General features: G+C 52.4%; 20 protein-coding genes, 1 tRNA gene, 2 rRNA genes and 2 pseudogenes. 12 read left to right on the top strand and 13 right to left on the bottom strand.

What is annotated here, in order from left to right; genetic code table 11:
- Positions 1-178: 178 nt before the first annotated feature.
- Together DVA44_RS21950 and rrf are read left to right on the top strand one after the other, a co-directional pair.
- A 23S ribosomal RNA gene (locus DVA44_RS21950) occupies positions 179-3,077 on the top strand.
- Between the two features lie 64 nt (positions 3,078-3,141).
- Positions 3,142-3,257 (top strand): 5S ribosomal RNA (gene rrf, locus DVA44_RS21945).
- Positions 3,258-3,789: 532 nt separating this feature from the next.
- On the opposite strand, the gene DVA44_RS21935 is transcribed toward rrf, so the two are convergent.
- Positions 3,790-3,865: transfer RNA gene (locus DVA44_RS21935), tRNA-Phe, on the bottom strand.
- Positions 3,866-4,037: 172 nt separating this feature from the next.
- On the opposite strand from DVA44_RS21935, the gene DVA44_RS21930 reads away from it, so the two are divergent.
- Both DVA44_RS21930 and DVA44_RS21925 read left to right on the top strand, forming a co-directional pair.
- A complete protein-coding gene (locus DVA44_RS21930; protein WP_114388126.1) occupies positions 4,038-4,880 on the top strand; it encodes an AraC family transcriptional regulator in 843 nt (280 codons plus the stop codon).
- Between the two features lie 36 nt (positions 4,881-4,916).
- Entirely contained in the window at positions 4,917-5,507 is a 591-nt protein-coding gene (locus tag DVA44_RS21925) for a LysE family translocator (RefSeq protein ID WP_114388125.1), read from the top strand.
- Here the strand turns inward: DVA44_RS21925 and DVA44_RS21920 are convergent.
- The 5 genes from DVA44_RS21920 to aspA form a co-directional block, all read right to left on the bottom strand.
- Entirely contained in the window at positions 5,504-6,079 is a 576-nt protein-coding gene (locus DVA44_RS21920; protein WP_103822969.1) for a transcriptional regulator, read from the bottom strand. The two genes, DVA44_RS21925 and DVA44_RS21920, sit on opposite strands and share 4 nt — an antisense overlap.
- 47 nt (positions 6,080-6,126) lie before the next feature.
- Positions 6,127-7,830 (bottom strand): protein-disulfide reductase DsbD, encoded by a 1,704-nt coding sequence (locus DVA44_RS21915; protein WP_114388124.1) that lies wholly within the window; start codon positions 7,828-7,830, stop codon positions 6,127-6,129.
- A complete protein-coding gene (cutA, locus tag DVA44_RS21910; protein WP_114388123.1) occupies positions 7,806-8,129 on the bottom strand; it encodes a divalent cation tolerance protein CutA in 324 nt (107 codons plus the stop codon). Before cutA ends, DVA44_RS21915 begins: the two co-directional genes overlap by 25 nt.
- A gap of 112 nt (positions 8,130-8,241) precedes the next feature.
- Positions 8,242-9,543 (bottom strand): anaerobic C4-dicarboxylate transporter, encoded by a 1,302-nt coding sequence (locus DVA44_RS21905; RefSeq protein WP_103791334.1) that lies wholly within the window; start codon positions 9,541-9,543, stop codon positions 8,242-8,244.
- A 114-nt stretch (positions 9,544-9,657) separates the two neighbouring features.
- Entirely contained in the window at positions 9,658-11,094 is a 1,437-nt protein-coding gene (gene aspA / locus DVA44_RS21900; protein WP_114388122.1) for an aspartate ammonia-lyase, read from the bottom strand.
- A 335-nt stretch (positions 11,095-11,429) separates the two neighbouring features.
- Between aspA and DVA44_RS21890 the strand changes: the two genes are divergently transcribed.
- Positions 11,430-11,900: an FxsA family protein gene (locus DVA44_RS21890; protein WP_114316102.1), complete on the top strand. Its 471-nt coding sequence runs from the start codon at positions 11,430-11,432 to the stop codon at positions 11,898-11,900.
- Between the two features lie 77 nt (positions 11,901-11,977).
- On the opposite strand, the gene yjeH is transcribed toward DVA44_RS21890, so the two are convergent.
- The gene (gene yjeH / locus DVA44_RS21885; protein ID WP_114388121.1) at positions 11,978-13,216 is read right to left on the bottom strand and encodes an L-methionine/branched-chain amino acid transporter; all 1,239 of its coding nucleotides are present in this window, start codon (positions 13,214-13,216) and stop codon (positions 11,978-11,980) included.
- A gap of 177 nt (positions 13,217-13,393) precedes the next feature.
- Here yjeH and DVA44_RS21880 point away from each other — a divergent pair, with 177 nt between their 5' ends.
- The 3 genes from DVA44_RS21880 (at position 13,394) to DVA44_RS21870 (ending at position 15,869) form a co-directional block, all read left to right on the top strand.
- Positions 13,394-13,687, top strand: a complete 294-nt coding sequence (locus DVA44_RS21880) for a co-chaperone GroES (RefSeq protein WP_032616151.1) — start codon at positions 13,394-13,396, stop codon at positions 13,685-13,687.
- Positions 13,688-13,731: 44 nt separating this feature from the next.
- Positions 13,732-15,378 (top strand): chaperonin GroEL, encoded by a 1,647-nt coding sequence (gene groL, locus DVA44_RS21875; RefSeq protein WP_103822975.1) that lies wholly within the window; start codon positions 13,732-13,734, stop codon positions 15,376-15,378.
- Positions 15,379-15,515: 137 nt separating this feature from the next.
- Positions 15,516-15,869 carry a DUF4156 domain-containing protein gene (locus DVA44_RS21870; RefSeq protein WP_103822976.1) on the top strand — a complete coding sequence of 118 codons (354 nt, stop codon included), beginning with the start codon at positions 15,516-15,518 and terminating at the stop codon, positions 15,867-15,869.
- 84 nt (positions 15,870-15,953) lie between these two features.
- On the opposite strand, the gene yjeJ is transcribed toward DVA44_RS21870, so the two are convergent.
- Both yjeJ and DVA44_RS21860 read right to left on the bottom strand, forming a co-directional pair.
- Positions 15,954-16,811, bottom strand: a complete 858-nt coding sequence (gene yjeJ / locus DVA44_RS21865; protein WP_114388120.1) for a YjeJ family protein — start codon at positions 16,809-16,811, stop codon at positions 15,954-15,956.
- 23 nt (positions 16,812-16,834) lie between these two features.
- Positions 16,835-17,812 (bottom strand): annotated as a pseudogene (locus tag DVA44_RS21860) (peptidase domain-containing ABC transporter); the annotation flags it as partial.
- 62 nt (positions 17,813-17,874) lie between these two features.
- Here DVA44_RS21860 and DVA44_RS21855 point away from each other — a divergent pair.
- Positions 17,875-19,022, top strand: a protein-coding gene (locus DVA44_RS21855) for an IS3 family transposase (RefSeq protein WP_114386812.1) whose coding sequence is annotated in 2 segments (ribosomal slippage) — positions 17,875-18,112 and positions 18,112-19,022 — 1,149 coding nt in all. Because the reading frame shifts where the segments join, the coding sequence is not laid out codon by codon here.
- A 19-nt stretch (positions 19,023-19,041) separates the two neighbouring features.
- On the opposite strand, the pseudogene DVA44_RS21850 reads toward DVA44_RS21855, so the two are convergent.
- From DVA44_RS21850 to epmB, 3 genes and pseudogenes are all read right to left on the bottom strand, one after another.
- Positions 19,042-20,193: pseudogene (locus tag DVA44_RS21850) on the bottom strand (peptidase domain-containing ABC transporter); the annotation flags it as partial.
- Positions 20,186-21,472 carry an HlyD family secretion protein gene (locus tag DVA44_RS21845; RefSeq protein ID WP_114388119.1) on the bottom strand — a complete coding sequence of 429 codons (1,287 nt, stop codon included), beginning with the start codon at positions 21,470-21,472 and terminating at the stop codon, positions 20,186-20,188. The pseudogene DVA44_RS21850 and the gene DVA44_RS21845, both read right to left, overlap by 8 nt.
- Positions 21,473-21,733: 261 nt before the next feature.
- Positions 21,734-22,762: an EF-P beta-lysylation protein EpmB gene (gene epmB / locus DVA44_RS21840; protein ID WP_114388118.1), complete on the bottom strand. Its 1,029-nt coding sequence runs from the start codon at positions 22,760-22,762 to the stop codon at positions 21,734-21,736.
- 40 nt (positions 22,763-22,802) lie between these two features.
- Between epmB and efp the strand changes: the two genes are divergently transcribed.
- From efp to ecnB, 3 genes are all read left to right on the top strand, one after another.
- The gene (efp, locus tag DVA44_RS21835; RefSeq protein WP_103822981.1) at positions 22,803-23,369 is read left to right on the top strand and encodes an elongation factor P; all 567 of its coding nucleotides are present in this window, start codon (positions 22,803-22,805) and stop codon (positions 23,367-23,369) included.
- A 93-nt stretch (positions 23,370-23,462) separates the two neighbouring features.
- Positions 23,463-23,567, top strand: a complete 105-nt coding sequence (locus DVA44_RS21830; protein WP_371413874.1) for an entericidin A/B family lipoprotein — start codon at positions 23,463-23,465, stop codon at positions 23,565-23,567.
- Between the two features lie 104 nt (positions 23,568-23,671).
- The gene (gene ecnB / locus DVA44_RS21825; protein WP_114316097.1) at positions 23,672-23,818 is read left to right on the top strand and encodes a lipoprotein toxin entericidin B; all 147 of its coding nucleotides are present in this window, start codon (positions 23,672-23,674) and stop codon (positions 23,816-23,818) included.
- Positions 23,819-23,883: 65 nt separating this feature from the next.
- Here the strand turns inward: ecnB and DVA44_RS21820 are convergent, their stop codons facing one another.
- Positions 23,884-24,471, bottom strand: a complete 588-nt coding sequence (locus tag DVA44_RS21820; protein ID WP_114388116.1) for a LuxR C-terminal-related transcriptional regulator — start codon at positions 24,469-24,471, stop codon at positions 23,884-23,886.
- Between the last annotated feature and the right edge of the window lie 89 nt (positions 24,472-24,560).

Genomic DNA, 24,560 nt, shown 5'->3' with positions numbered 1-24,560 from the left:
GCTGGTTTGTGAGTGAAAGTCACCTGCCTTTATATCTCAAAACTAACTCATCGAGTTACGTTTGAGATATTTGCTCTTTAAAAATCTGGATCAAGCTGAAAATTGAAACGACACACGTTAAGTGTGTTCGGGTCTCTCAAATTTTCACAACGCGAAGTGAAACAGCTTCGGGTTGTGAGGTTAAGCGACTAAGCGTACACGGTGGATGCCCTGGCAGTCAGAGGCGATGAAGGACGTGCTAATCTGCGAAAAGCGCCGGCGAGGTGATATGAACCCTTGACCCGGCGATGTCCGAATGGGGAAACCCAGTGTGATTCGTCACACTATCGTTAGCTGAATACATAGGTTAACGAGGCGAACCGGGGGAACTGAAACATCTAAGTACCCCGAGGAAAAGAAATCAACCGAGATTCCCCAGTAGCGGCGAGCGAACGGGGAGCAGCCCGGAGTCTGAATCAGCTTGTGTGTTAGTGGAAGCGTCTGGAAAGTCGCAGGGTACAGGGTGATACTCCCGTACACGAAAGCACACATGCTGTGAACTCGAAGAGTAGGGCGGGACACGTGGTATCCTGTCTGAATATGGGGGGACCATCCTCCAAGGCTAAATACTCCTGACTGACCGATAGTGAACCAGTACCGTGAGGGAAAGGCGAAAAGAACCCCGGCGAGGGAGTGAAAAAGAACCTGAAACCGTGTACGTACAAGCAGTGGGAGCACCTTCGGTGTGACTGCGTACCTTTTGTATAATGGGTCAGCGACTTATATTCTGTAGCAAGGTTAACCGTATAGGGGAGCCGAAGGGAAACCGAGTCTTAACTGGGCGTTAAGTTGCAGGGTATAGACCCGAAACCCGGTGATCTAGCCATGGGCAGGTTGAAGGTTGGGTAACACTAACTGGAGGACCGAACCGACTAATGTTGAAAAATTAGCGGATGACCTGTGGCTGGGGTGAAAGGCCAATCAAACCGGGAGATAGCTGGTTCTCCCCGAAAGCTATTTAGGTAGCGCCTCGTGAATTCATCTCCGGGGTAGAGCACTGTTTCGGCTAGGGGGCCATCCCGGCTTACCAACCCGATGCAAACTGCGAATACCGGAGAATGTTATCACGGGAGACACACGGCGGGTGCTAACGTCCGTCGTGAAGAGGGAAACAACCCAGACCGCCAGCTAAGGTCCCAAAGTCATGGTTAAGTGGGAAACGATGTGGGAAGGCACAGACAGCCAGGATGTTGGCTTAGAAGCAGCCATCATTTAAAGAAAGCGTAATAGCTCACTGGTCGAGTCGGCCTGCGCGGAAGATGTAACGGGGCTAAACCATGCACCGAAGCTGCGGCAGCGACACTATGTGTTGTTGGGTAGGGGAGCGTTCTGTAAGCCTGCGAAGGTGTGCCGTGAGGCATGCTGGAGGTATCAGAAGTGCGAATGCTGACATAAGTAACGATAAAGCGGGTGAAAAGCCCGCTCGCCGGAAGACCAAGGGTTCCTGTCCAACGTTAATCGGGGCAGGGTGAGTCGACCCCTAAGGCGAGGCCGAAAGGCGTAGTCGATGGGAAACAGGTTAATATTCCTGTACTCGGTGTTACTGCGAAGGGGGGACGGAGAAGGCTATGTTGGCCGGGCGACGGTTGTCCCGGTTTAAGCATGTAGGCGGAGGTTCCAGGTAAATCCGGTACCTTTTTAACGCTGAGGTGTGATGACGAGGCACTACGGTGCTGAAGCAACAAATGCCCTGCTTCCAGGAAAAGCCTCTAAGCATCAGGTAACATCAAATCGTACCCCAAACCGACACAGGTGGTCAGGTAGAGAATACCAAGGCGCTTGAGAGAACTCGGGTGAAGGAACTAGGCAAAATGGTGCCGTAACTTCGGGAGAAGGCACGCTGATATGTAGGTGAAGCCCCTGCGGGTGGAGCTGAAATCAGTCGAAGATACCAGCTGGCTGCAACTGTTTATTAAAAACACAGCACTGTGCAAACACGAAAGTGGACGTATACGGTGTGACGCCTGCCCGGTGCCGGAAGGTTAATTGATGGGGTTAGCGGTAACGCGAAGCTCTTGATCGAAGCCCCGGTAAACGGCGGCCGTAACTATAACGGTCCTAAGGTAGCGAAATTCCTTGTCGGGTAAGTTCCGACCTGCACGAATGGCGTAATGATGGCCAGGCTGTCTCCACCCGAGACTCAGTGAAATTGAAATCGCTGTGAAGATGCAGTGTACCCGCGGCAAGACGGAAAGACCCCGTGAACCTTTACTATAGCTTGACACTGAACACTGGTCCTTGATGTGTAGGATAGGTGGGAGGCTTTGAAGTGTGGACGCCAGTCTGCATGGAGCCGTCCTTGAAATACCACCCTTTAATGGCTGGTGTTCTAACGTGGACCCGTAATCCGGGTTGCGGACAGTGTCTGGTGGGTAGTTTGACTGGGGCGGTCTCCTCCTAAAGAGTAACGGAGGAGCACGAAGGTCAGCTAATCCTGGTCGGACATCAGGAGGTTAGTGCAATGGCATAAGCTGGCTTGACTGCGAGAGTGACGGCTCGAGCAGGTGCGAAAGCAGGTCATAGTGATCCGGTGGTTCTGAATGGAAGGGCCATCGCTCAACGGATAAAAGGTACTCCGGGGATAACAGGCTGATACCGCCCAAGAGTTCATATCGACGGCGGTGTTTGGCACCTCGATGTCGGCTCATCACATCCTGGGGCTGAAGTAGGTCCCAAGGGTATGGCTGTTCGCCATTTAAAGTGGTACGCGAGCTGGGTTTAGAACGTCGTGAGACAGTTCGGTCCCTATCTGCCGTGGGCGCTGGAGAATTGAGGGGAGCTGCTCCTAGTACGAGAGGACCGGAGTGGACGCATCACTGGTGTTCGGGTTGTCATGCCAATGGCACTGCCCGGTAGCTAAATGCGGAAGAGATAAGTGCTGAAAGCATCTAAGCACGAAACTTGCCCCGAGATGAGTTCTCCCTGACTCCTTGAGAGTCCTGAAGGAACGTTGAAGACGACGACGTTGATAGGCCGGGTGTGTAAGCGCAGCGATGCGTTGAGCTAACCGGTACTAATGAACCGTGAGGCTTAACCTTACAACGCCGAAGCTGTTTCGGTGGATTTGAGAAGATTTTCAGCTGATACAGATTACAGAATTTGCCTGGCGGCTGTAGCGCGGTGGTCCCACCTGACCCCATGCCGAACTCAGAAGTGAAACGCCGTAGCGCCGATGGTAGTGTGGGGTCTCCCCATGCGAGAGTAGGGAACTGCCAGGCATCAATTAAAGCCGAGAGCCCGTCCGCAAGGACGGGCTTTTTGCGTTTCTGCGCCGCAGCACGCCGAACGACGCTGCGCTTATCGGCCTGAATGTATTTCTTCCTTCGTTTATTTCCCCTTTTCAACAGGATCGCGCATGTACCAGCAGTCGATCTTTTAACTGATGCATGTCTGGCGCCCTGAGTCGCGTTATGAGGCCCTTTTTAAGCGATGTTGTACCAAAAATGTCAGTGGGGTGAACCGCTGTCTGCGGTACGCAGAGATACGTTACGTGAGAGATGCAATAGGCGATAAGCAGGCTTGAAGGAGGGGGAGCTGACAGAACCCTGAAAAGCAAAAACCCGCCTTTTGGGCGGGTTCTTTAAATAGTGGTGCCCGGACTCGGACTAACGCCGCAGGCGTTGAACAGCGCGCTTGTCGCGCTGGCCCCGGAGGGGTGAGCCGCTTGCGGCGAATAATCGAACATCGTTCGATGAAGAGTCCGGCTCTCAGAAAGCAAAAACCCGCCTTTTGGGCGGGTTCTTTAAATAGTGGTGCCCGGACTCGGAATCGAACCAAGGACACGGGGATTTTCAATCCCCTGCTCTACCGACTGAGCTATCCGGGCAACGAGGCGCATTAAACCGTAATCACGTACAATCGTCAACCTTATTTCGGGAATCGCTGTTCAACTGCTTAAGTTTGCGGCAATCTGTCGGTTTACGCGTCGATTTTGCACAAATCTTCCAGACAGAAAGGTCCTCTCGGGCAATGCTGACCGCCAAAAAGGGGGCGCGACGGTGAAAGACTGGCTTGAGCTGCGACAGCATGCAGATACGGGAATAGAAACGATCAAGGCGCACTTTGAAGGGCATGCCTTTGATCCTCACTGGCACGACAGTTATCTGGTTGGCATCACCCTCAGCGGTACCCAGCAGTTTCATTGCCGTCGTGAACGTCATCGTAGCCATCCGGGTGATGCGTTCCTGCTTGAGCCGGGTGAGATCCACGACGGTGATGCCCCTGTCGCGGGGGGCTTCACCTATCTGACGTTCTATCTTGATGAGCGCTGGTTGACCCAGACCCTGCATGGCCTGTATGACTCGACGCCCGGCAGCTATTCGCTGCATTTCACGCAGACCCTGACCCGCGAGCCGCAACTGGTACGGACCATTGGCGACACCTTTGCGACGCTGCACACTGACGAGATGAAGATCGTCCAGCAAAGCACGATGGATAATCTGCTCTCTCAACTGACCTCCCATTGCCACTGGCGCAGAAAATTGCCCTCACAGTTGCAGAGCGCGGCGGTGGCGCACCGGGCGCGGGACTATCTCTATGCCCACCTGGGCGACAATATTGGCCTCTCCGATCTGGCCCGGGAGACCGGCACCGATCGCTTCACGCTCACCCGCTGCTTTAAGCGTGAGTTTCACCTGGCCCCTCATGCGTGGCTGATTCAGCTGCGGCTGGCAAAAGCGCGGCAGTTTCTGGCCCGCGGGGATCAGCCCGTCGATGTAGCGGCAGCGCTGGGCTTTGCCGATCAAAGCCATCTCGGGCGCTGGTTCCAGCGCGCCTATCGCATTACGCCAGCCCACTACCGGAGGTTGTGCACAAACCTTCCAGACGTTTCCAGAAAATAACGGCAATGTCAGGGCTCTTATAAAAAGGAGCTACCTGTGAATATGTTGCCGTTTCTGTTGTTTGCTTTTGTCGCCTCGATAACCCCAGGCCCCACCAATATCCTGATTCTGACCAACAGCCAGCATTACGGCGTGAAGGCGACCCTGCCTGCGCTGGTGAGTGCCTGCGCGGCAGCCAGCGCCATTGTGCTGATTTCGGGAGCCGGAGCGGGCGAGATGCTGCGGCAGTATCCGCTGGTGCGCCAGGTGATGAGCTGGGCCGGGGTGTTGTGGTTAAGCTGGATGAGCTGGCAGCTTTTTTGCGCGCCTGCGGCAAATTTATCCGGGGATACCTATACCCGCTTCACCGCGCGTGCCGCGGCGCTATTGCAGATTATCAATCCCAAAACCTGGATGATGGCGCTGGCGGTTGTCAGCCTGTTTGCACCGGCGGGAGAGGGGGCATTGCGGGAGATCGCGCTGATGGCGCTCTGGTTTTTACTGATTTCGGTGGCCTGCCTGCTGGGCTGGGCATGGCTGGGGCAGGCGGTAAACAGGCTGTTTCGCACCCCTGCCGCCATGGTGCGTTTTCAGCGCCTGATGGCGCTCTGTCTCTTTATTTCTGCCTGGGCGGGGATGCTGGCTTAAGTCAGCGCCCCACCTTTGCGACATTGCGCGAAATGCAGAATATCTTCCGCCAGCCGCTGGGCAGTATCGACATCGGCCTGGCTTCGATTCACCAGCATCCGGCTAAGACAGCCCTCTATGATCAGATCCATCTGCTTCGCCACCATCGCCGGGTCGTCTACTTCAAGGGTGGTCAGCAATTCATGCGTAAAGTCATGAGAGGCGCGTTTTTGCTGATCGGCCAGTTGATGGATCGGATGGTCGGGATCCGGGTAAAAGGTACAGGCGGCAATAAACAGGCAGCCCGGATAGCGGTGATTACGCACGCATTCGGTGAGCGCGGAATAGCGCGCCATGAGTTTTTGCTCCGCCGAGAGCTCGGTGTTAAGCATCAGTTGCCTGCGCCAGGTATCCACCTGCTGGCTCAGGTAGCGCAGGGCATCGTACAGCAGCGCCTCTTTATCGGGCCAGAAACGACGTAGTTCATCCAGAGGATAATTAACACGTTCAGCAACCATCTCCAGCGAGGTGCTGGCTATCCCTTGTATTTCAAGCAACTGCAGGGTTGCGCCCAGAACATCTTCACGTTGCACGGTTTATTCCTCCGTCTACTTTCGTACTTTCCCGCTTAAAGTGTCGTTTACGGTTGGCGATTGCGCAAATGCGCACTGAACGCGGCGGCATTCATAAAGCCGGTTACCCGTTGAGCGAGCTGCTCCTCACCCTGAGCGTTGAAAAACAGGATGGTGGGCAGACCGAGTACATTCAGCGCCTTCAGCAGGGCTTTGTCCTCTGGACCGTTTGCCGTGACGTTAGCCTGCAAAAGAACGGTATCGTTGAGAGCATTTTGCACCTGCGGGTCGCTGAAGGTGTATTTTTCAAACTCCTTGCAGGCGACGCACCAGTCGGCGTAGAGGTCAAGCATCACCGGTTTACCTTGCGCCTGAGCCAGCGCGCGATGTAAGTCATTGACGTTCTTAACCGGCATAAAATTCAGGTGGGCCTGGTTTTGCGCGGCCGGTGCGCCAAATGCCCAGTCCTGTAGCGGACGCACGCTGACCAGCGCGGCGGCCAGCAGCAGGATTTGCACAATGCGGACCCAGGGCTTGCGGGCACTGAGGCTGCTGATAAAGGCCCAGCTAAAGAAGGCCACGCCCAGCATCGCCCACAGACGCAGGCCCCAGACATCACCGATCACGCGCTCGAGCAGGAAGACCGGCAGGGCCAGGATGACAAAGCCAAACGCGGTTTTGACCGTCTCCATCCACGGGCCGCTTTTCGGCAGCAGACGGTTACCGAATACCGTCACCAGAATCAGCGGCAGACCCATTCCCAGGGCGTAGAGATAGAGCGTGCCGCCGCCGAGCCACATATTGCCGCTCTGGGCGATGTAGAGCAGGATCGCGCTGAGTGGCGCCGTGGTGCAGGGCGAGCAGATCAGCCCGGCGATGGCGCCCATGGCAAACACGCCCCCCACGGAGCCGCCCTGCTGACGGTTGCTCATCAGCGTTAAGCGGGTTTGCAGGGAGGAAGGCAACTGCAGGCTGAAGAGACCAAACATTGAAAGCGCCAGAAGGACAAAGACGATCGAAAGCCCAATAAGCACCCATGGATGCTGGAGCGCCGCCTGAAACTGGAGCCCGGCCGCCGCGACCACCAGACCGAGGGCGGTATAGGTGAGCGCCATCCCCTGCACGTAGATAAACGCCAGCAACAGCGCGCGGGTGGTAGAGAGGCGCTGCTTACCGCCGAGCACGATGCCGGAGATGAGCGGGTACATGGGCAGCACACACGGCGTGAAGGCGATGCCAATGCCGATCAGCAAGGCCCAGAGGGCGGAGAAGGGCAGTTCACTGCCGGTTTTTTCTGGGGCCGTTTCCCTCTTCTCAGGAGAGACGGGAAGAGGTGCAGCAGCCGCTTTGACTTCGCTCAGCGGCACCACTTTCGTCTCTGGCGGATAGCATAGCCCGGCGTCGGCACAGCCCTGATAAGTGACCGTCAGGGTGGCGCCTTTAGCGGCCTGATCCACCGTCACGGGAACTGACAGCTGGCCCCGGTAGATTTCGCTTTTGCCGTAGAATTCATCTTCGTGGGCGACGCCCGCAGGCAGCTGGAGTTTGCCGACCTGCGCCTGAGCGGGCGTGATGCTGATCTGCTTGCGATAGAGGTAATAGCCCTCCTTCACATTCCAGTTGAGATTTAGTTCATGCTGGTTTTGCTGAAAATCGAAGATGAAAGCCTGATCGGCAGGGGTGAAGTTCGAGCGGCCGGGTGCATTAAACAACCCGGCAAAGACGGATGTGCTGCACAGCAGCAGGATTAGCGTAAGGAAGCGTTGAGCCATGAGAGATAGTCGTTATCGCCGTGGAGCACTGGCAGCACCAGCAGCTCCGGAGTCTGGTAAGGGTGATGCGATTTGAGGCAGTCGAGGAGCGCTTGCTGTTTCGCCACGCTCGATTTGAGCAGCATCTGCACTTCATACTCCTGTTCCAGTTTGCCTTCCCAGTAGTAAAGGGAGGTGGCGCCGGGGAGGATGGTCACGCAGGCGGCGAGCTTATCTGCCAGGACTTTGGCAGCCAAATCCTGAGCGGTCGCTTCATCGGGGGCGGTACAGAGTACAACAACAGTGTCAGGCGTGTTCACAGGTCGACCTCGTTATCGCAAAAAAATCACTATACCACGACGGGACGCTGCTCATTAATGAATCGGGCCGCTAAGCGGCCCGACTTTAACTCTTTTTACAACCAAAAAGAATTTACAGCACAATCCCACCGATGATGAAGCCGAGGATCACGCACAGGGTAATGGCGATCACGCCCGGGATCAGGAAGGCGTGGTTGAAGACGTATTTACCGATGCGGGTTGAGCCAGTGTCATCCATCTCGACCGCGGCCAGCAGGGTCGGGTAGGTTGGCAGCACAAACAGCGCGGAGACGGCAGCAAAAGAGGCAATGGCGGTGAGCGGTGAGACGCCCAGCATCAGTGCCGCAGGCATCAGCGCCTTGGTGGTGGCCGCCTGAGAGTAGAGCAGGGTCGCGGCAAAGAACAACACCACCGCCAGCAACCACGGATAATTATGCAGCAGGTCGCCCGCCACGGTCTGGATATCGGTGATGTGCGCTTTTACAAAGGTATCGCCCAGCCAGGCCACGCCCAACACACACACGCAGGCGCTCATACCGGATTTGAAGGTGCTGGCGTTGAGCACTTCGCTGGTGTCGATTTTACAGGTGATGCTAATCAGCGTGGCGATGGTCAGCATAAACACCACGATCGCTTCGTTACGCGGCAGGACCGGGTTCTTGATCAACCCAACGGTATCGCTGATGGCGGTGGCGTAGAACATCACCGCGACAATGCCGATCAGGAACAGCAGCACGGAGCGCTTAGCGTGTGGCTTCAGGATAAACGCCTGGCTGCCGCGCAGCTTCACTTCGCCTTTTGCCAGACGCTCCTGATAGACCGGATCGTCTTTCAGCTCGGCGCCGAGGAAGTTACAGAACACCGCGGTGATCATCACGGCAATCAGGGTCACCGGAATACAGATCGCCAGCAGCGTCAGGTAGCTCACGCCCAGCGGCTCAAGGATACCGGCAAAGAACACCACTGCCGCCGAGATGGGCGAGGCGGTGATGGCAATCTGCGATGCGACAACGGCGATAGAGAGCGGACGGGAGGGGCGGATGCCCTGCTCTTTCGCCACTTCGGTTATCACCGGCAGGGTGGAGAATGCAGTATGGCCGGTACCGGCCAGAATGGTCATAAACCAGGTGACCAGCGGAGCAAGGAAGGTAATGTATTTTGGATGACGGCGCAGCATACGCTCCGCCAGACTCACCAGATAGTCCATACCGCCTGCAACCTGCATGGCTGCGATAGCGGCGATAACCGCCATGATGATTTCAATAACGTCAAACGGGATAGCACCGGGTTTAATCTGGAGAAAGAGAGTGAGGACAAGCACGCCGAGACCCCCGGCGAAACCGATGCCGATCCCCCCGAGTCTTGCGCCTAAGTATATCGCCAACAGGACGATGACGAGTTCTGCTCCGAACATAAGTTCCTACCTTGCTTATTAACAAGTTGATATTAAATTGTTGTGTTTTGGTAACGCCTAAAAAGAAAAAAGGCACGTCATCTGACGTGCCTTCATGAAGTTTAACCTGAACTGTTATTGTTCACTTTCATCCGTATATCTTTTTGCTTTATAGGCCGGGTGCATTAAGTTTTGCGCGGAGAAGATATCATCCAGCTCGGCTTCTGTCAGCAAGCCACGCTCAAGTACGACCTCTCGTACGCTCTTACCGGTTTCCGCACAGATCTTACCGACGATGTCGCCGTTGTGATGACCGATGAACGGGTTGAGGTAAGTGACGATCCCGATGGAGTTATAGACGTAGCTTTCACATACCGCTTTGTTGGCGGTGATGCCGTTGATGCATTTTTCCAGCAGGTTGTAGCAGGCGTTGGTCAGGATATGAATGGATTCAAACATCGCCTGGCCAATCACAGGTTCCATCACGTTCAGCTGCAGCTGACCCGCCTCGGAAGCCATGGTAACGGTAATGTCGTTGCCGATGACTTTGAAGCACACCTGGTTAACCACCTCTGGCACCACCGGGTTCACTTTGGCTGGCATGATGGAGGAGCCCGCCTGCAATTCCGGCAGGTTGATTTCGTTCAGACCGGCACGTGGCCCGGAAGAGAGCAGGCGCAGGTCATTACAGATCTTGGAGAGTTTCACCGCCAGGCGTTTCAGCGCACTGTGCACCATCACGTAGGCGCCGCAGTCGGAGGTGGCTTCAATCAGGTCTTCTGCTGGCACCACCGCCAGGTTGGAGACTTCGGCCAGCTTCTGCACCGCCAGCTGCTGATAGCCGTCCGGGGTATTCAGACGCGTACCAATCGCCGTTGCACCCAGGTTCACCTCAAGCAGCAGCTCAGAGGTGCGCATCAGGTTTTTGGTCTCTTCATTCAGCAGCACGTTAAATGCGTGGAACTCCTGACCGAGAGTCATTGGCACTGCATCCTGCAGCTGGGTACGACCCATTTTCAGGATGTCCTGGAATTCGACGGCCTTGTTCTGGAAACCTTCGCCCAGCTGGTTAATGGCATCAACCAGCTTCACGATGGAAGCGTATACGGCGATACGGAAACCGGTCGGATAGGCGTCGTTGGTAGACTGGCATTTATTGACGTGATCGTTCGGGTTCAGGTACTGGTACTCACCTTTCTGGTGGCCCATCAGCTCGAGACCGATGTTTGCCAGCACCTCATTGGTATTCATGTTCACTGACGTGCCCGCGCCGCCCTGATAGACGTCTACCGGGAATTGATCCATGCACTTGCCGTTGTTCAGCACTTCATCGCAGGCGGCGATGATGGTATTGGCGATGCTTTTTGGAATGGTTTGCAGCTCTTTGTTTGCCATGGCTGCCGCTTTCTTCACCATCACCATGCCACGCACAAACTCAGGGGTGTCACTGATTTTGCTGTTGCTGATGTAGAAGTTTTCAATCGCTCTCAGAGTGTGAATACCATAATAGGCATCCGCTGGAACTTCCCTGGTACCCAACAAATCTTCTTCGATACGAATGTTGTTTAACATGTGAACCTTCTTTTCAAGCTGCCGATTGATGTACTAAACACACAGTACATATGTGGTTATGTCTATTTTCTGACCGACGATTATCCCCTGAATCGACCAGATACCCGGAATGATATGCTGATGATAGTGAATTGCCGTAACCTGGATCACTTATTATGGACCCAGCGACATGATATTTATCAATCTGTGAAATGAATCACCGCTTTAATATTTCCAGAAAAAATATCCGTGCAAACCGATTGAATTTTGACTAAACGCCTCCATTTCTGACAGACGCGAATCGCAAATTGTTACCGACAGGGGCCGTAACGGCGTCTGCCACACAGGAGAAGCCAGTGCGCTGGATACCGTTAGCTGCAATCTTTCTTTATGTTTATATAGAGATTTCTATTTTTATTCAGGTCGCCCACGTGTTTGGCGTCCTGCTGACCCTGATTCTGGTCATTTTTACATCGGTGATTGGCATGTCACTGGTGCGCAACCAGGGTTTCAAAAATTTCCTGTTAATGCAGCAGAAGATGGCCGCCGGGGAGAGTCCGGCAGCGGAGATGGTCAAAAGCGTGTCGCTGATTATCGCCGGCCTGCTGCTGTTGCTTCCGGGATTCTTTACCGATTTCCTGGGGCTGCTGCTGCTGTTACCGCCTGTGCAGAAACATCTGACCCTGAAGCTACTGCCGCATCTGCGTTTTAACCGGATGCCGGGCGGCGGGTTTAGCGCCGGAACGGGCGGTGGCGAGACCTTTGACGGGGAGTATCACCGTAAGGATGATCAGCGCGACCGTCTGGATCATAAAGACGACCGTTGATGTCAGTTGCCCGGCGGCGCTGCGCTTGCACGGGCCTACGATTTCGTAGGCCGGATAAGCGAAGCGCCATCCGGCGTTTACACCGCACTCCGTTTCGGTAAAAAGAGCCACAATCCCGCCAGCATCACAATGGCGTAGAGACTTTTCCATCCCACCATCGCCAGCAGCAGTAAGCAGAGTACCCCACCGATTATCGCCAGCGCTTTATAGCGTCCTTTCAGCAGGCGACATCCCGCCAGCATGCACAGCAGATAGATCATGATGAAGATGCCGTTGGCATAGACGATAAGCGCGTCAAGGTTGATATCCAGCCAGTAGATTGCCAGGGTGCTTATCACACAGCAGCCCAGCACCGCGTTCAGGGCGTTGAGCGGTAGCTGGCGTCTGGACAGGCGGGCGAGGGGGCTTTCGGGTTTGTACAGCGCCTGGGACCACACCAGCCGCGCAAAGCTCTGGATGTAGATATTCAGACTGGCGAAGCAGGCGAGGTAACCAATCACGCAGGCAACCCACAGCGCTTTTACGCCAAATAGCTGGACCACGATGGCGGGAAGCGAGGCCGCCGCAGCCATATCGGCACCATAGGCAGTGAAATGAAGCACCAGCACCGTACAGGCCCAGTAGACCGTACCTGCCAGCAGCAGCCCTATCATCAGCGCCCGCGGGAAATCACGTTCCGGCTGTTTAAACTCGGAGGCCAGGTGCGCAAAGGCTTCAAGGCCGACAAAACACCAGAACATAACGGAAAGGGCTGCGAAGAGCTGCGAATGATCGATATCGGTTAAGGCAGGGAAGGGGATCTGTGTCACCTCAAGATCCCCTGCCCACCAGATAGCGGCAATCAGCGCCACAATCAGCACTGCCACCAGGGTTTGCAGATTGGCGCTGGAACTGGCGCCGCGTGAACCGACCCACCAGACGATGGCCAACGTACCCAGTTCAGCCAGCAAGAGCTGCGCGTCATGCCAGCCAAACAGCGCCTGGCCAAACCCCGTCGCAATATGCAGGGCGGCAGGCAGCCCCACGGGGATCACCGAGAGGAATAGCCAGCCGGTGACACGCTCCAGACGCGGGCCAAATGCCATACCGACAAAGTGCGCCACGCCACCGGCGCTCGGGAAGTGTCGCCCGAGAAGGGCAAAGACAATCGCCACCGGGAAGACCAGTACAATAAGCACCGGCCAGGCCCACAGACTGTTATCACCCGCCACCAGGGCCGCCAGCGCCGGTACGGCAAACACCCCCGTGCCTAATAAAGAGGTTGAAAGTAAGCCAACACCCTGTGCGAGTCCCAGCTCCTGTTTGAGTCCACTCATTCCATTGTCCTGCCGCCATCAAAAGAGAGGCGATGGTAACACTTTCACAAATTTTTTTTCGACTACCCCTTGAAGGGGTAAAACCCCATCCCCATCTCTCAGGGCACTAGCCGGAAAACCGCTTACGGCCCGGCGTCACCCATAACTGATAATGACTTTCTCAAAGGAGAGCTATCAATGAGTATTCGTCCGTTACATGATCGTGTGATCGTCAAACGTAAAGAAGTTGAAACCAAATCTGCGGGCGGCATCGTTCTGACCGGTTCTGCAGCAGCAAAATCAACGCGTGGCGAAATCATCGCTGTCGGTAAAGGTCGCATTCTGGAAAACGGAAATGTGCAGCCGCTGGACGTTAAAGTTGGTGACATCGTCATTTTCAACGATGGCTACGGTGTGAAATCCGAGAAGATCGACAATGAAGAAGTGCTGATCATGTCCGAAAGCGACATTCTGGCAATTGTTGAAGCGTAATCCGCGAACGACACTGAACATACGAATTTAAGGGAAAGATTAAAATGGCAGCTAAAGACGTAAAATTCGGTAACGACGCTCGTGTGAAAATGCTGCGCGGCGTAAACGTACTGGCAGACGCAGTTAAAGTGACCCTGGGCCCGAAAGGCCGTAACGTGGTTCTGGACAAATCCTTCGGCGCACCAACCATCACCAAAGATGGTGTTTCCGTAGCGCGTGAGATCGAGCTGGAAGACAAGTTCGAAAACATGGGTGCCCAGATGGTGAAAGAAGTTGCCTCTAAAGCGAACGACGCTGCAGGCGACGGCACCACCACCGCAACTGTACTGGCGCAGGCTATCATCACTGAAGGTCTGAAAGCCGTTGCTGCGGGTATGAACCCGATGGATCTGAAACGTGGTATCGACAAAGCTGTCGCGTCCGCTGTTGAAGAGCTGAAAGCGCTGTCCGTACCGTGCTCTGACTCTAAAGCTATTGCTCAGGTTGGTACCATCTCCGCTAACTCCGACGAAACCGTAGGTAAACTGATCGCTGAAGCGATGGATAAAGTCGGTAAAGAAGGCGTGATCACCGTTGAAGACGGTACCGGTCTGGAAGACGAACTGGACGTGGTTGAAGGTATGCAGTTCGACCGCGGTTACCTCTCTCCATACTTCATCAACAAGCCAGAAACTGGCGCTGTTGAGCTGGAAAGCCCGTTCATCCTGCTGGCTGACAAGAAAATCTCCAACATCCGCGAAATGCTGCCAGTTCTGGAAGCCGTTGCGAAAGCAGGCAAGCCGCTGGTTATCATCGCTGAAGACGTTGAAGGCGAAGCGCTGGCAACGCTGGTGGTTAACACCATGCGTGGCATCGTGAAAGTGGCTGCGGTTAAAGCACCTGGCTTCGGCGATCGCCGTAAAGCGATGCTGCAGGATATCGCTACCCTGACTGGCGGTACCGTCATCTCTGAAGAGATCGGTATGGAGCTGGAAAAAGCGACGCTGGAAGACCTGGGTCAGGCGAAACGCGTTGTTATCAACAAAGACACCACCACCATCATCGATGGCGTGGGTGAAGAAGATGCTATCCAGGGCCGTGTTGCTCAGATCCGTAAGCAGATCGAAGAAGCGACCTCTGACTACGACCGTGAAAAACTGCAGGAGCGCGTTGCTAAACTGGCAGGCGGCGTAGCCGTTATCAAAGTCGGTGCCGCTACCGAAGTTGAGATGAAAGAGAAGAAAGCCCGCGTTGACGATGCCCTGCACGCGACCCGTGCTGCGGTAGAAGAAGGCGTGGTTGCCGGTGGTGGTGTTGCTCTGGTTCGCGTTGCAGCGAAACTGGCTGGCCTGACCGCTCAGAACGAAGACCAGAACGTGGGTATCAAAGTTGCGCTGCGCGCAATGGAAGCGCCACTGCGTCAGATCGTTTCCAACGCCGGTGAAGAGCCGTCTGTTGTGGCGAACATGGTGAAAGCGGGCGAAGGTAACTACGGTTACAACGCCGCTACCGAAGAGTACGGTAACATGATCGACTTCGGTATCCTGGACCCAACTAAAGTGACCCGTTCTGCTCTGCAGTACGCGGCCTCTGTTGCTGGCCTGATGATCACCACCGAGTGCATGGTCACTGACCTGCCAAAAGGCGATGCGCCTGATTTAGGTGCCGCTGGTGGTATGGGCGGCATGGGTGGTATGGGCGGCATGATGTAATCATGTTGTTCTGCACCTCGCAGAAATGAATAAACCCCCGGTCAGAAATGATCGGGGGTTTTTCTTTTGGTCATCTTTTAGGTATAAGGTTTAGACGCGGGCAGCACGTGCCCAGCTTATTGAAAACGAGGAATAACATGCGCGTTAAAGTGGGTGCAGGGATCGTAGCGGCAGCGTTGCTGCTGGCGGGTTGTAGTTCCGGTAACGAACTCTCTTCTGGTGGGCAGAGCGTTCGCTTTGTAGAAGATAAGCCGGGCAGTGAATGTCAGCTGGTCGGTACCGCAACCGGTAAACAAAGTAACTGGCTTTCTGGGCAGCATGGCGAAGAGGGCGGTTCAATGCGCGGCGCGGCAAACGCTCTGCGTAATCATGCAGCGGAGATGGGCGGGAACGTGATTTATGGCGTGAGCAGCCCAACCCAGGGCTTGCTGTCGAGTTTTGTCCCGACCGCCAGCGAAATGCAGGGCCAGGTTTATAAGTGCCCGAACTGATTCATCGTCGGATTATCCCTCTCCATCGGGAGAGGGCAACCCGTACAAGCCGTTAATGGAACCTGTTTTTCAGCCCGACGCAACTTACTGAGACAGTGTTCCCTGCGTCTCAAGACAGAAGTTCTGAAGCGCTTTAAGGCAGTTTGCTTTCGCCAGGGTTTTTTCAGGCTGTGATGGAATAATTCTGCTAAAGGTCTGACACAGGGTATATTTCCCCTGAATCTCTTTAATCGACGGGGTTAAAAAGGCCACTCGCTGAATAATGTTGTCAGCTTCCGGCGTGTTCGGCTGAGCATTGGATTTAATTACCGTGCCGGCAAGGATTTTCTTTCCGTTTTCGGTATTAAAGCAATACAAGACCGCCAGATGATGCGCAAAAAGGCTCTCTTTCCACGGCTCGTGCTTAATCTCGAGATAGCGCAAATTTTCGACATTCGCTAAGTCAACGTTATAAAGCAGGATGAAATCCAGAATCGATCCCATCATCTGGAACGCTTCTTTATCATTAGAGGCTTCAATCGCTTTGACGATCGCCATCATAATAAATTCAGCCTCTAAGTCACCAATATCGAGAGTAACAACATGCTGATTATTGAGTGACATAATTAGCGTGAATCCTTCATCGGCAAATTTGGGTGCCATAGACATGACCAGTTTACCGGTATCGGGTTGCATAACCTCTTGCGCAGTAATTTGAGGGATGTTTTTAGTCAACGATTCAATAGTAGCCATCAACCCTGCTTTGTAACTCTCCCCTCGTTCTTTTATGCGCTGAGAAACCTTATGCATACGGTTATTAAGAATGGTAAGGAAATCAACGAGGGTAGACATTTGCATGAAGAGTATATGCTCGTTGTCAGTGTTATCCCTTACCTTTAAGGTCATAACGGACAGGCGTTCACCCTGTTTGATTGGTACAGTATTTATGCCTTTGATTTCCATTTTGGCGTTTTCCCTTTGAGTGATTAAACGGACTGGAAGGTCGTTTTATGGGTAGATAAATCGATAACCCGATCTGCAGAGGCAATCGTTGAAGGACGATGTGCAACAATCACGCGTGTAATGCTTAGATTCGAGATCGCCTGGTTAATGTATGATTCATTATCAAGGTCGAGGTGACTTGTCGCCTCATCCATAAATAAGATACTTGGCTTGCGATAAAGCGCCCGGGCAATCAGTATGCGTTGCTTCTGCCCACCAGAAATCCCTAATCCTAACTCACCGATTATCGTTTCATAACCCATCGGCATTTTCATGATTTCATTGTGGATATTGCTGTTACGGGCGCATTGCTCAATAAATGCTTGATCTGCATTGTCTTCAAAGCAGCTGATGTTTTCAGCTATAGAGCCAGAAAACAGGCGATCCTCCTGCAACACACAGGATGTACTCAGGCGATAGTTATTCAGGCCAATCTTATTAATATCGAGATTGTTAGCCAGGACATCACCCGTTGTCGGCGCAAGAAGACCGCACATCACTTTCAGTAAAGTCGTTTTGCCTACACCTGATGGGCCCACTAAAGCGACTGACTCCCCGGGGGAGATGGTGAGATCCAGCTGGGAAAATATAGGTTGTGAAAAAGGATCGTACTGATAGCTGAGATTTTTAATCTCAAGTTTCACGCCCGTGTTTTCTTCAAATACGCGGCGGGTGGGCATCTCCGCTTCCGGCTCGCTAAAGACAATTTCTGACAGTCGCTCGTTATGTAACGATAACATGCGAACCTGCATAAAGAGATCGACGAGGCTTGAGGCTCGCTGAGAGAATTGGCCGCGATAGGCGTTAAACGCCATAAACATACCGAGAGTCATATTATTATCGATGACCATCAAGGCGCCCAGCCATAAAATAACCACCTGATCGATGGTCGATATGAACGTATTAATGCCGCTAAACATCATGTCAAACCGGGTCTGCTTAATGCCAGCGTTACAGGCATTGAATCGCCACGGGTTTAACAGACACCTCAGAGTCATTTAAGATGACTTAAAGAGAGGTGCCCATGAGCGGTAAGCGTTATCCCGAAGAGTTTAAAATTGAAGCGGTAAAACAGGTTGTTGATCGCGGCCATTCTGTTTCCAGCGTGGCAACACGTCTCGGTATCACCACCCACAGTCTTTATGCCTGGATAAAGGCATATGGCCCGGATTCCTCAACCAATAAAGTCCAGTCAGACGCTCAGGCCGAGATCCGACGCCTCCAGAAAGAGCTGAAGCGGGTTACCGACGAACGGGACATATTAAAAAAAGCCGCGGCGTACTTCGCAAAGCTGTCCGACTGAGGTACGCCTTTATCCGTGACAACACCCATTGCTGGCCTGTCCGACTGCTTTGTCGGGTGCTGGATGTGCATCCGAGTGGTTTTTACGCCTGGCTTCAGCAGCCGGATTCACGGCGGCATCATGCTGACCTGAGGCTGACGGGGCTGATAAAGCAGTTCTGGCTGGAGTCGGGTTGCGTTTATGGTTATCGCAAGATCCACCTCGACCTGCGGGATACCGGACAACAGTGCGGAGTTAACCGTGTCTGGCGACTGATGAAGCGAGCCGGGATAAGGGCTCAGGTCGGGTACCGTAGCCCACGGGCACGTAAGGGTGAAACCAGCATCGTGACGCCCAACAGGCTCCAGCGGCAGTTCAACCCGGAAGCACCGGATGAGCGTTGGGTAACGGACATCACTTACATCCGGACTCACGAAGGCTGGCTGTATCTGGCTGTGGTTGTTGACCTGTTCTCGCGCAAAGTTATTGGCTGGTCAATGCAGCCCCGGATGACAAAGGATATTGTCCTGAATGCACTTCTGATGGCCGTGTGGCGACGTAATCCTCAAAAGCAGGTGCTGGTTCATTCTGATCAAGGCAGTCAGTACACAAGCTATGAGTGGCAGTCGTTCCTGAAATCATACGGGCTGGAGGGCAGTATGAGCCGTCGCGGTAACTGTCATGACAACGCAGTCGCAGAAAGTTTTTTCCAGCTACTGAAACGTGAACGGATAAAGAAAAAGATCTACGGAACGCGAGAAGAAGCCCGCGGTGATATTTTTGATTACATCGAAATGTTTTATAACAGTAAGCGTCGGCATGGTTCGAGTGATCATATGCCACCAACTGAATACGAAAACCAATATTATCAGCGGCTCGGAAGTGTCTAGATTATCTGTGGCGATTCACATCTACGTTGATATTAAGCCAGTATTTAGAGCGTCTCTCTCTTAAATTAAGCGCTTTGATTGTAGAGATGCCGTACAGGGATTCCATGAAATGGGAACTTGAACGCGCCCCTTTAATGACCTGCTCTTCAGAAACACGGCGATAAAAACGATAAGTGCCTAAACGCATAATGGCATAGCAGGCTGTAAAACCTACCACCACCCATACCAGCCAGCCACCATATAGCGTAAGCATGATGAGCAGGCCGATAGTCATGATTGAATCAATAACTCCGGTGACGATACTGTTCGTAAAGGTCGAGCGAATTACGTCCAGAGAGGAGAATCGAGACTGGATATCCCCCAAATGCCGCTTTTCAAAAAATGAGAGCGGCAGGCTGGTAAGGTGATCAAACAGCGTCGTTTTCCACTGGATATTGGTTAAGGTGTTTAGCGTGAGCGACGTCCACGCGCGCAACATGCTAATGAAGGTACGAAATAACGTAAAGGATACCAGTCCAATACAAATGACGGATAATAAGCTCTGGTCATGTGCCATAATCACATGGTCGGTAACCAGCTGTGTACCGACTGGTAATAAAAGACCGATAGCTTCAATAACTACAGAAAAGGCAAACAGCTTAAGTAAGGTGCTTTTGAGACCAACAATATTTCTCATCAAATCCAGCAAGCGTAATTGCGTTTTCGCTTTTTCTTGCCTGAAAGAGTGATCGGGCCACAGTTCGAGGGCCACGCCGGTGAAATAGTTGGACATCTCCTGCATGCCGATGACGCGTTTGCCCAGCGCGGGATCGTGAACAACGAAACTCGATTTTTTTACTTGCGTCAAAACGACAAAGTGATTCATTCCCCAGTGGAGAATACAGGGTAACTTCAGTTGCCGAATTTCATCCAGATCGAGGGAAAGCGCACGGTTTTTCAGACCTGCACGTTCTGCTGTGTGGCTTAAGGATAGCAGCGTCGTGCCCTGGCTGGGGCTGCCGAAGCGCTGGCGAAAATTAAACAAATCGATATTCAGGCCATAAAAACCGGCGACCATTGCCAGGCATGCGATACCGCATTCTGACGCTTCTGCCTGCAAAATAACGGGCGTTTTATTTCGCAAAGAAAAGTTCAGCTGTTCTGTAATCGTTTTAAATAAGGCCTTAGTCATTGATTGGTCCACTTACGCTCTGGGCAATTTTATAAAATGGAGTAAACATCCACATGTAAAGCGGACGCTCTTCAAGGAAAACAATCGCCTGTGCTTTTAAGCCATTGGACAATTCAAGTTTCTTTCCGTTGTAGATGAAGCTCGTATGTTTTATTTTTACTATTGCTTTATAAAGCGCGAACTCCTGTTGATTGGCCCCTGTTGTAACGTTAGTGTACTCAGCCATTTCCTGACGAGAAGCGGGTACAGAGGAGATAGACATAATTTCTCCCGGAAACTGACCAAACTTATCGGAAGGAAATGCATCATAGCGAATATTAACCGTATCCCCGGGTTTGACGTAGGGGATACTGTTATTAGGCAACCACAGTATTAAATAATACTCGATATTTCCGGTGGGTTTAATTTGTGCAAGGCTGCTGCCTTTATCAACCATCTGACCCACCGTTACGGCTACAGATTCAATCTTGCCTGCTGCTGTGGCTTTAATAACCGCATTACCGTTGGCGTTTGATTCCACGGCTTGATTTTTGAAATCATTTATCTGGTTTTTTTGACTGGAGATCTGATTATCAAAATCGGCAGCTTTAATCACAATATCACTCTTTAATTGGGTGAGTTGCGATTCGAGATGCATTTTCTGGCTAATAAGGGATTGATAGGTACCCTGTTGCTGGAAATAGAGAGAGTGCTGGTAGTTATATTGATCTTTGGTAATCAACCCTTGCTTAAGATAGGAGTCATAGCTGGACAGGTTATCCTTCATCTTTTTCAGGCCTGTGCCAGCGTTTGCAAGCATCACTTTCGTCTCTTTGAGCGAGCTCTCATATTGCTTAACCTGGGTATCAAGGGCTTCGAGCGTCTCTTTTTTATTAATTAAGGTCTTATTGATAATCTCTTCGGCATTAAGGATTTTTTCTGAGATGGCGGCATTCATCGCATCGGTTACATTGCCAATAACCGTCGTACGTGAAACATCCAGTTCGTAAAGCGGTGTGCCTTTAGCGACAATGTCTCCGGCTTCCACATGCTTTTTAACGACAAATCCTTGTTGGGGAGCGTAAACGTTTATTGAATGAGGATGCGTAATCACTTCTCCGCGGACGTCAATACGCTGGGTATAGCTGCAAAAAGTGAGCGTTGAGATCAGTATGACTAAAAATGCAAAGGCCAGCAGGCTTATAAGCCATGCAGGCATTCCTGCCAACAATAATGCTTTTCCTTTCCAGTGATTTTTCTTATATTCAATCGCTTCCTTGCGATACAAACTATTTCCCATGTATTTTCACTTGTTATTAGCGTGGACGGTCCCGGCAGAGGATTCTGCATGATGTTAAACAAAAGTAAAGTGAAATTGAATACAATAGTTTATAAGAAAACATACAGATAATCTTCTGTATTTTCTGTTATAATAACAAGAATTATTCGTAGTATTTATATTTACCTAATCTACTAACATTAATATGTATCTATATTACGACGGGCATAGCTCAAAAATTAAAATCGAATTTGCCTGCTTCCTGTGAAACAGGCAATTTAATTAATGCTGCTTTAATCCCAGATCCAGCGGCGTCTTGCTCGGTTCACCGCCAATCTCACGCGCCAGTTTAGGCACCATATAACCTGACACCAGGGTAAGCAATTCACGCATTATGGCGCGCGCTTCCTCATCATCGACCATAAAGTGCGCAGCACCCTGCACTTTATCCAGCACATGGATGTAATAGGGCATCACCCCGGCATCAAACAGAGCATTACTCAGATCGGCTAACGTCGCGGCACTGTTATTCACGCCACGCAGCAGAACGCTTTGATTGAGTAATGTCACGCCTGCCCGACGCAACCTGGACATGGCATCCCGAAACGCATCGTCAATCTCGTTGGCATGGTTGATATGGTTCACTAACAGGATCTGGAGTGTAGAACGCCCCAGCCGGTGAGTCAGCTCATCGGTAATACGTGCCGGGATAACAATCGGTAAACGACTATGAATGCGTAGCCGTTTAATGTGCGGGATCGCTTCCAGCTGTGTAATTAACCAGTCCAGCTCGTGATCCTTCGCCATCAAAGGGTCGCCGCCGGAGAAGATGATCTCATCCAGTTCCGGATGAGAGGCGATGTAATCAAGCGCCGTCTGCCAGTTACGCTTGTTCCCCTGGTTATCGGCATAGGGGAAGTGGCGACGGAAACAGTACCGGCAATTTACCGCGCAACCGCCCTTAACCAGCAACAGTGCGCGATTACGGTACTTGTGCAGCAAACCGGGCACCACGCTGTTCTGCTCTTCAAGGGGATCGGTGCTAAAACCGGGGGCGGTGACAAACTCATCCTGCGCAGTAAGCACCTGTTTTAAGAGCGGATCGTCAGGGTTGCCTTTTTCCATGCGTGCAACAAAAGCGCGGGGAACACGCAGCGCAAACAGGCGCTTCGCTTCCCGTCCGGCAAGGAGTTTTTCGTCAGCGTCTACATTTAAAAGACGTAGCAGTTCATCAGGACTGGTGATTACATCGGCAAGTTGCAATAACCAATCTTCTCTGGATGGGGTGTTTAGGGTTACAATATGCGCCATTTTGTGGCTTAGCTACCAGTTAACAATTTCAGAGGGCCTTATGGCGACTTACTATAGCAACGATTTTCGTGCCGGTCTTAAAATCATGATGGATGGCGAACCGTACGCGGTTGAAGCCAGTGAATTCGTGAAACCAGGTAAAGGCCAGGCATTCGCACGCGTTAAGCTGCGCCGCCTGCTGACCGGTACCCGTATCGAGAAAACCTTCAAATCCACCGACTCTGCTGAAGGTGCAGACGTTGTTGATATGAACCTCACCTACCTGTACAACGACGGTGAATTCTATCACTTCATGAACAACTCTACTTTCGAACAGCTCTCTGCTGATGAGAAAGCTGTCGGTGACAGCGCTAAATGGCTGCTCGATCAGGCGGAGTGCATCGTGACCCTGTGGAATGGCCAGCCTATCGCTGTGACCCCACCAAACTTCGTTGAGCTGGAAATCGTTGAAACCGATCCAGGTCTGAAGGGTGACACCGCAGGTACCGGCGGCAAGCCAGCTAAGCTGTCTACCGGCGCTGTGGTTAAAGTTCCACTGTTCGTCCAGACTGGCGAAGTGATCAAAGTTGACACTCGCTCTGGTGAATACGTTTCTCGCGTGAAGTAATTCATTCCGGGATGCTGGGCGCAGCGGTCTGCTGCGCCTTACCATTCTAAAGAAGGGTCATGGAAGATGTCGCGTACACTCAAAATTATCCTGATGACAATGATTGCCAGCGCTCTGCTTTCCGGCTGCAACACCGCTCGTGGTGTCGGGGAAGATATCAGAAACCTGGGTAATGCTATTTCGCACGCCGCCTCCTGATCCTCTACTTTTCCTAAAAATTCTTCCTTTTCCGTCACTCGCCGGGATCCTGGCTATGCTTATGTAGCTGTACAAAATAACTTTGCCTAAAAAAGGAAGACATTATGCTTAAGAAAACATGTGTAGCGATCTTTTCTGTCCTGGTGCTTTCATCTGTATTAACCGCCTGTAATACCACTCGCGGCGTCGGTGAGGATATCTCCTCTGGCGGCAATGCGATTTCTGGTGCGGCGACTAAAGCACAGAACTAAAGCACAGGCGTAATTTTGGGCGGTACGGTGCTGAATATCGAATCGCCGTACCCTCAGTTTACCGCTCAGGGCAGTGACAGAAACGGCGAGTACCGGGTATCCATGTGCAACTTCATGCGAATATTGCGCTTGTAGGTATAAACCGTTTTTCCATGAATCCTCAGTTTGCTGGCAATGATGTGGTTGCTGGTGCCATCCATCCACAGCATCAACACCTTCTCCTCCTGGCGCGTCAATAATGGCGTCGCGGCAGGCCCTGGCTCACTGACTTCCTGTGCGGCTAATGCGGCGTTAATCGTCTGGGCCAGTACGTCCAGCGGGGCCGTTTTAGACAACGACGCCCACAAAGGAAAGGTATCCATAAAGGCTGACATTTCAGGGCGTTCATCGGAATGAAGCGAAATGAAAGGCACAGTTTTACTGGCATTCATCACCGAAGAGAGTTGCTGGATATGCTGAATGTCTGAAGTAAAGCCTTGAAAATCGGCGATAACCAGCGCCGGCTTCCACTGCAGGATATGCTCTCTGGCAAGAAAGAGATTGTTAAGGCCCGTCACCAGTACGGGTGAAGGAAATAGCCCTGAATGATTGATCCACATTTCCAGGCCCTTACGGGTGTAATGACACCGGTCAATCAAGAGAATTTTGAACATTTTATTTCGCAATCGGCAAAGTATAGTCGCTTCCTGCTATCAGGAAGTACCCCATCATAAAGAAGTCGGATGAGTAATAAATGACTGAA

The sequence above is a fragment of the Leclercia sp. W17 genome (assembly GCF_003336325.1).
Taxonomy (GTDB): Bacteria; Pseudomonadota; Gammaproteobacteria; order Enterobacterales; family Enterobacteriaceae; genus Enterobacter.
Note: the sequence above shows the minus strand (reverse complement) of the source record. Positions and strands in the feature narration are given on the sequence as shown.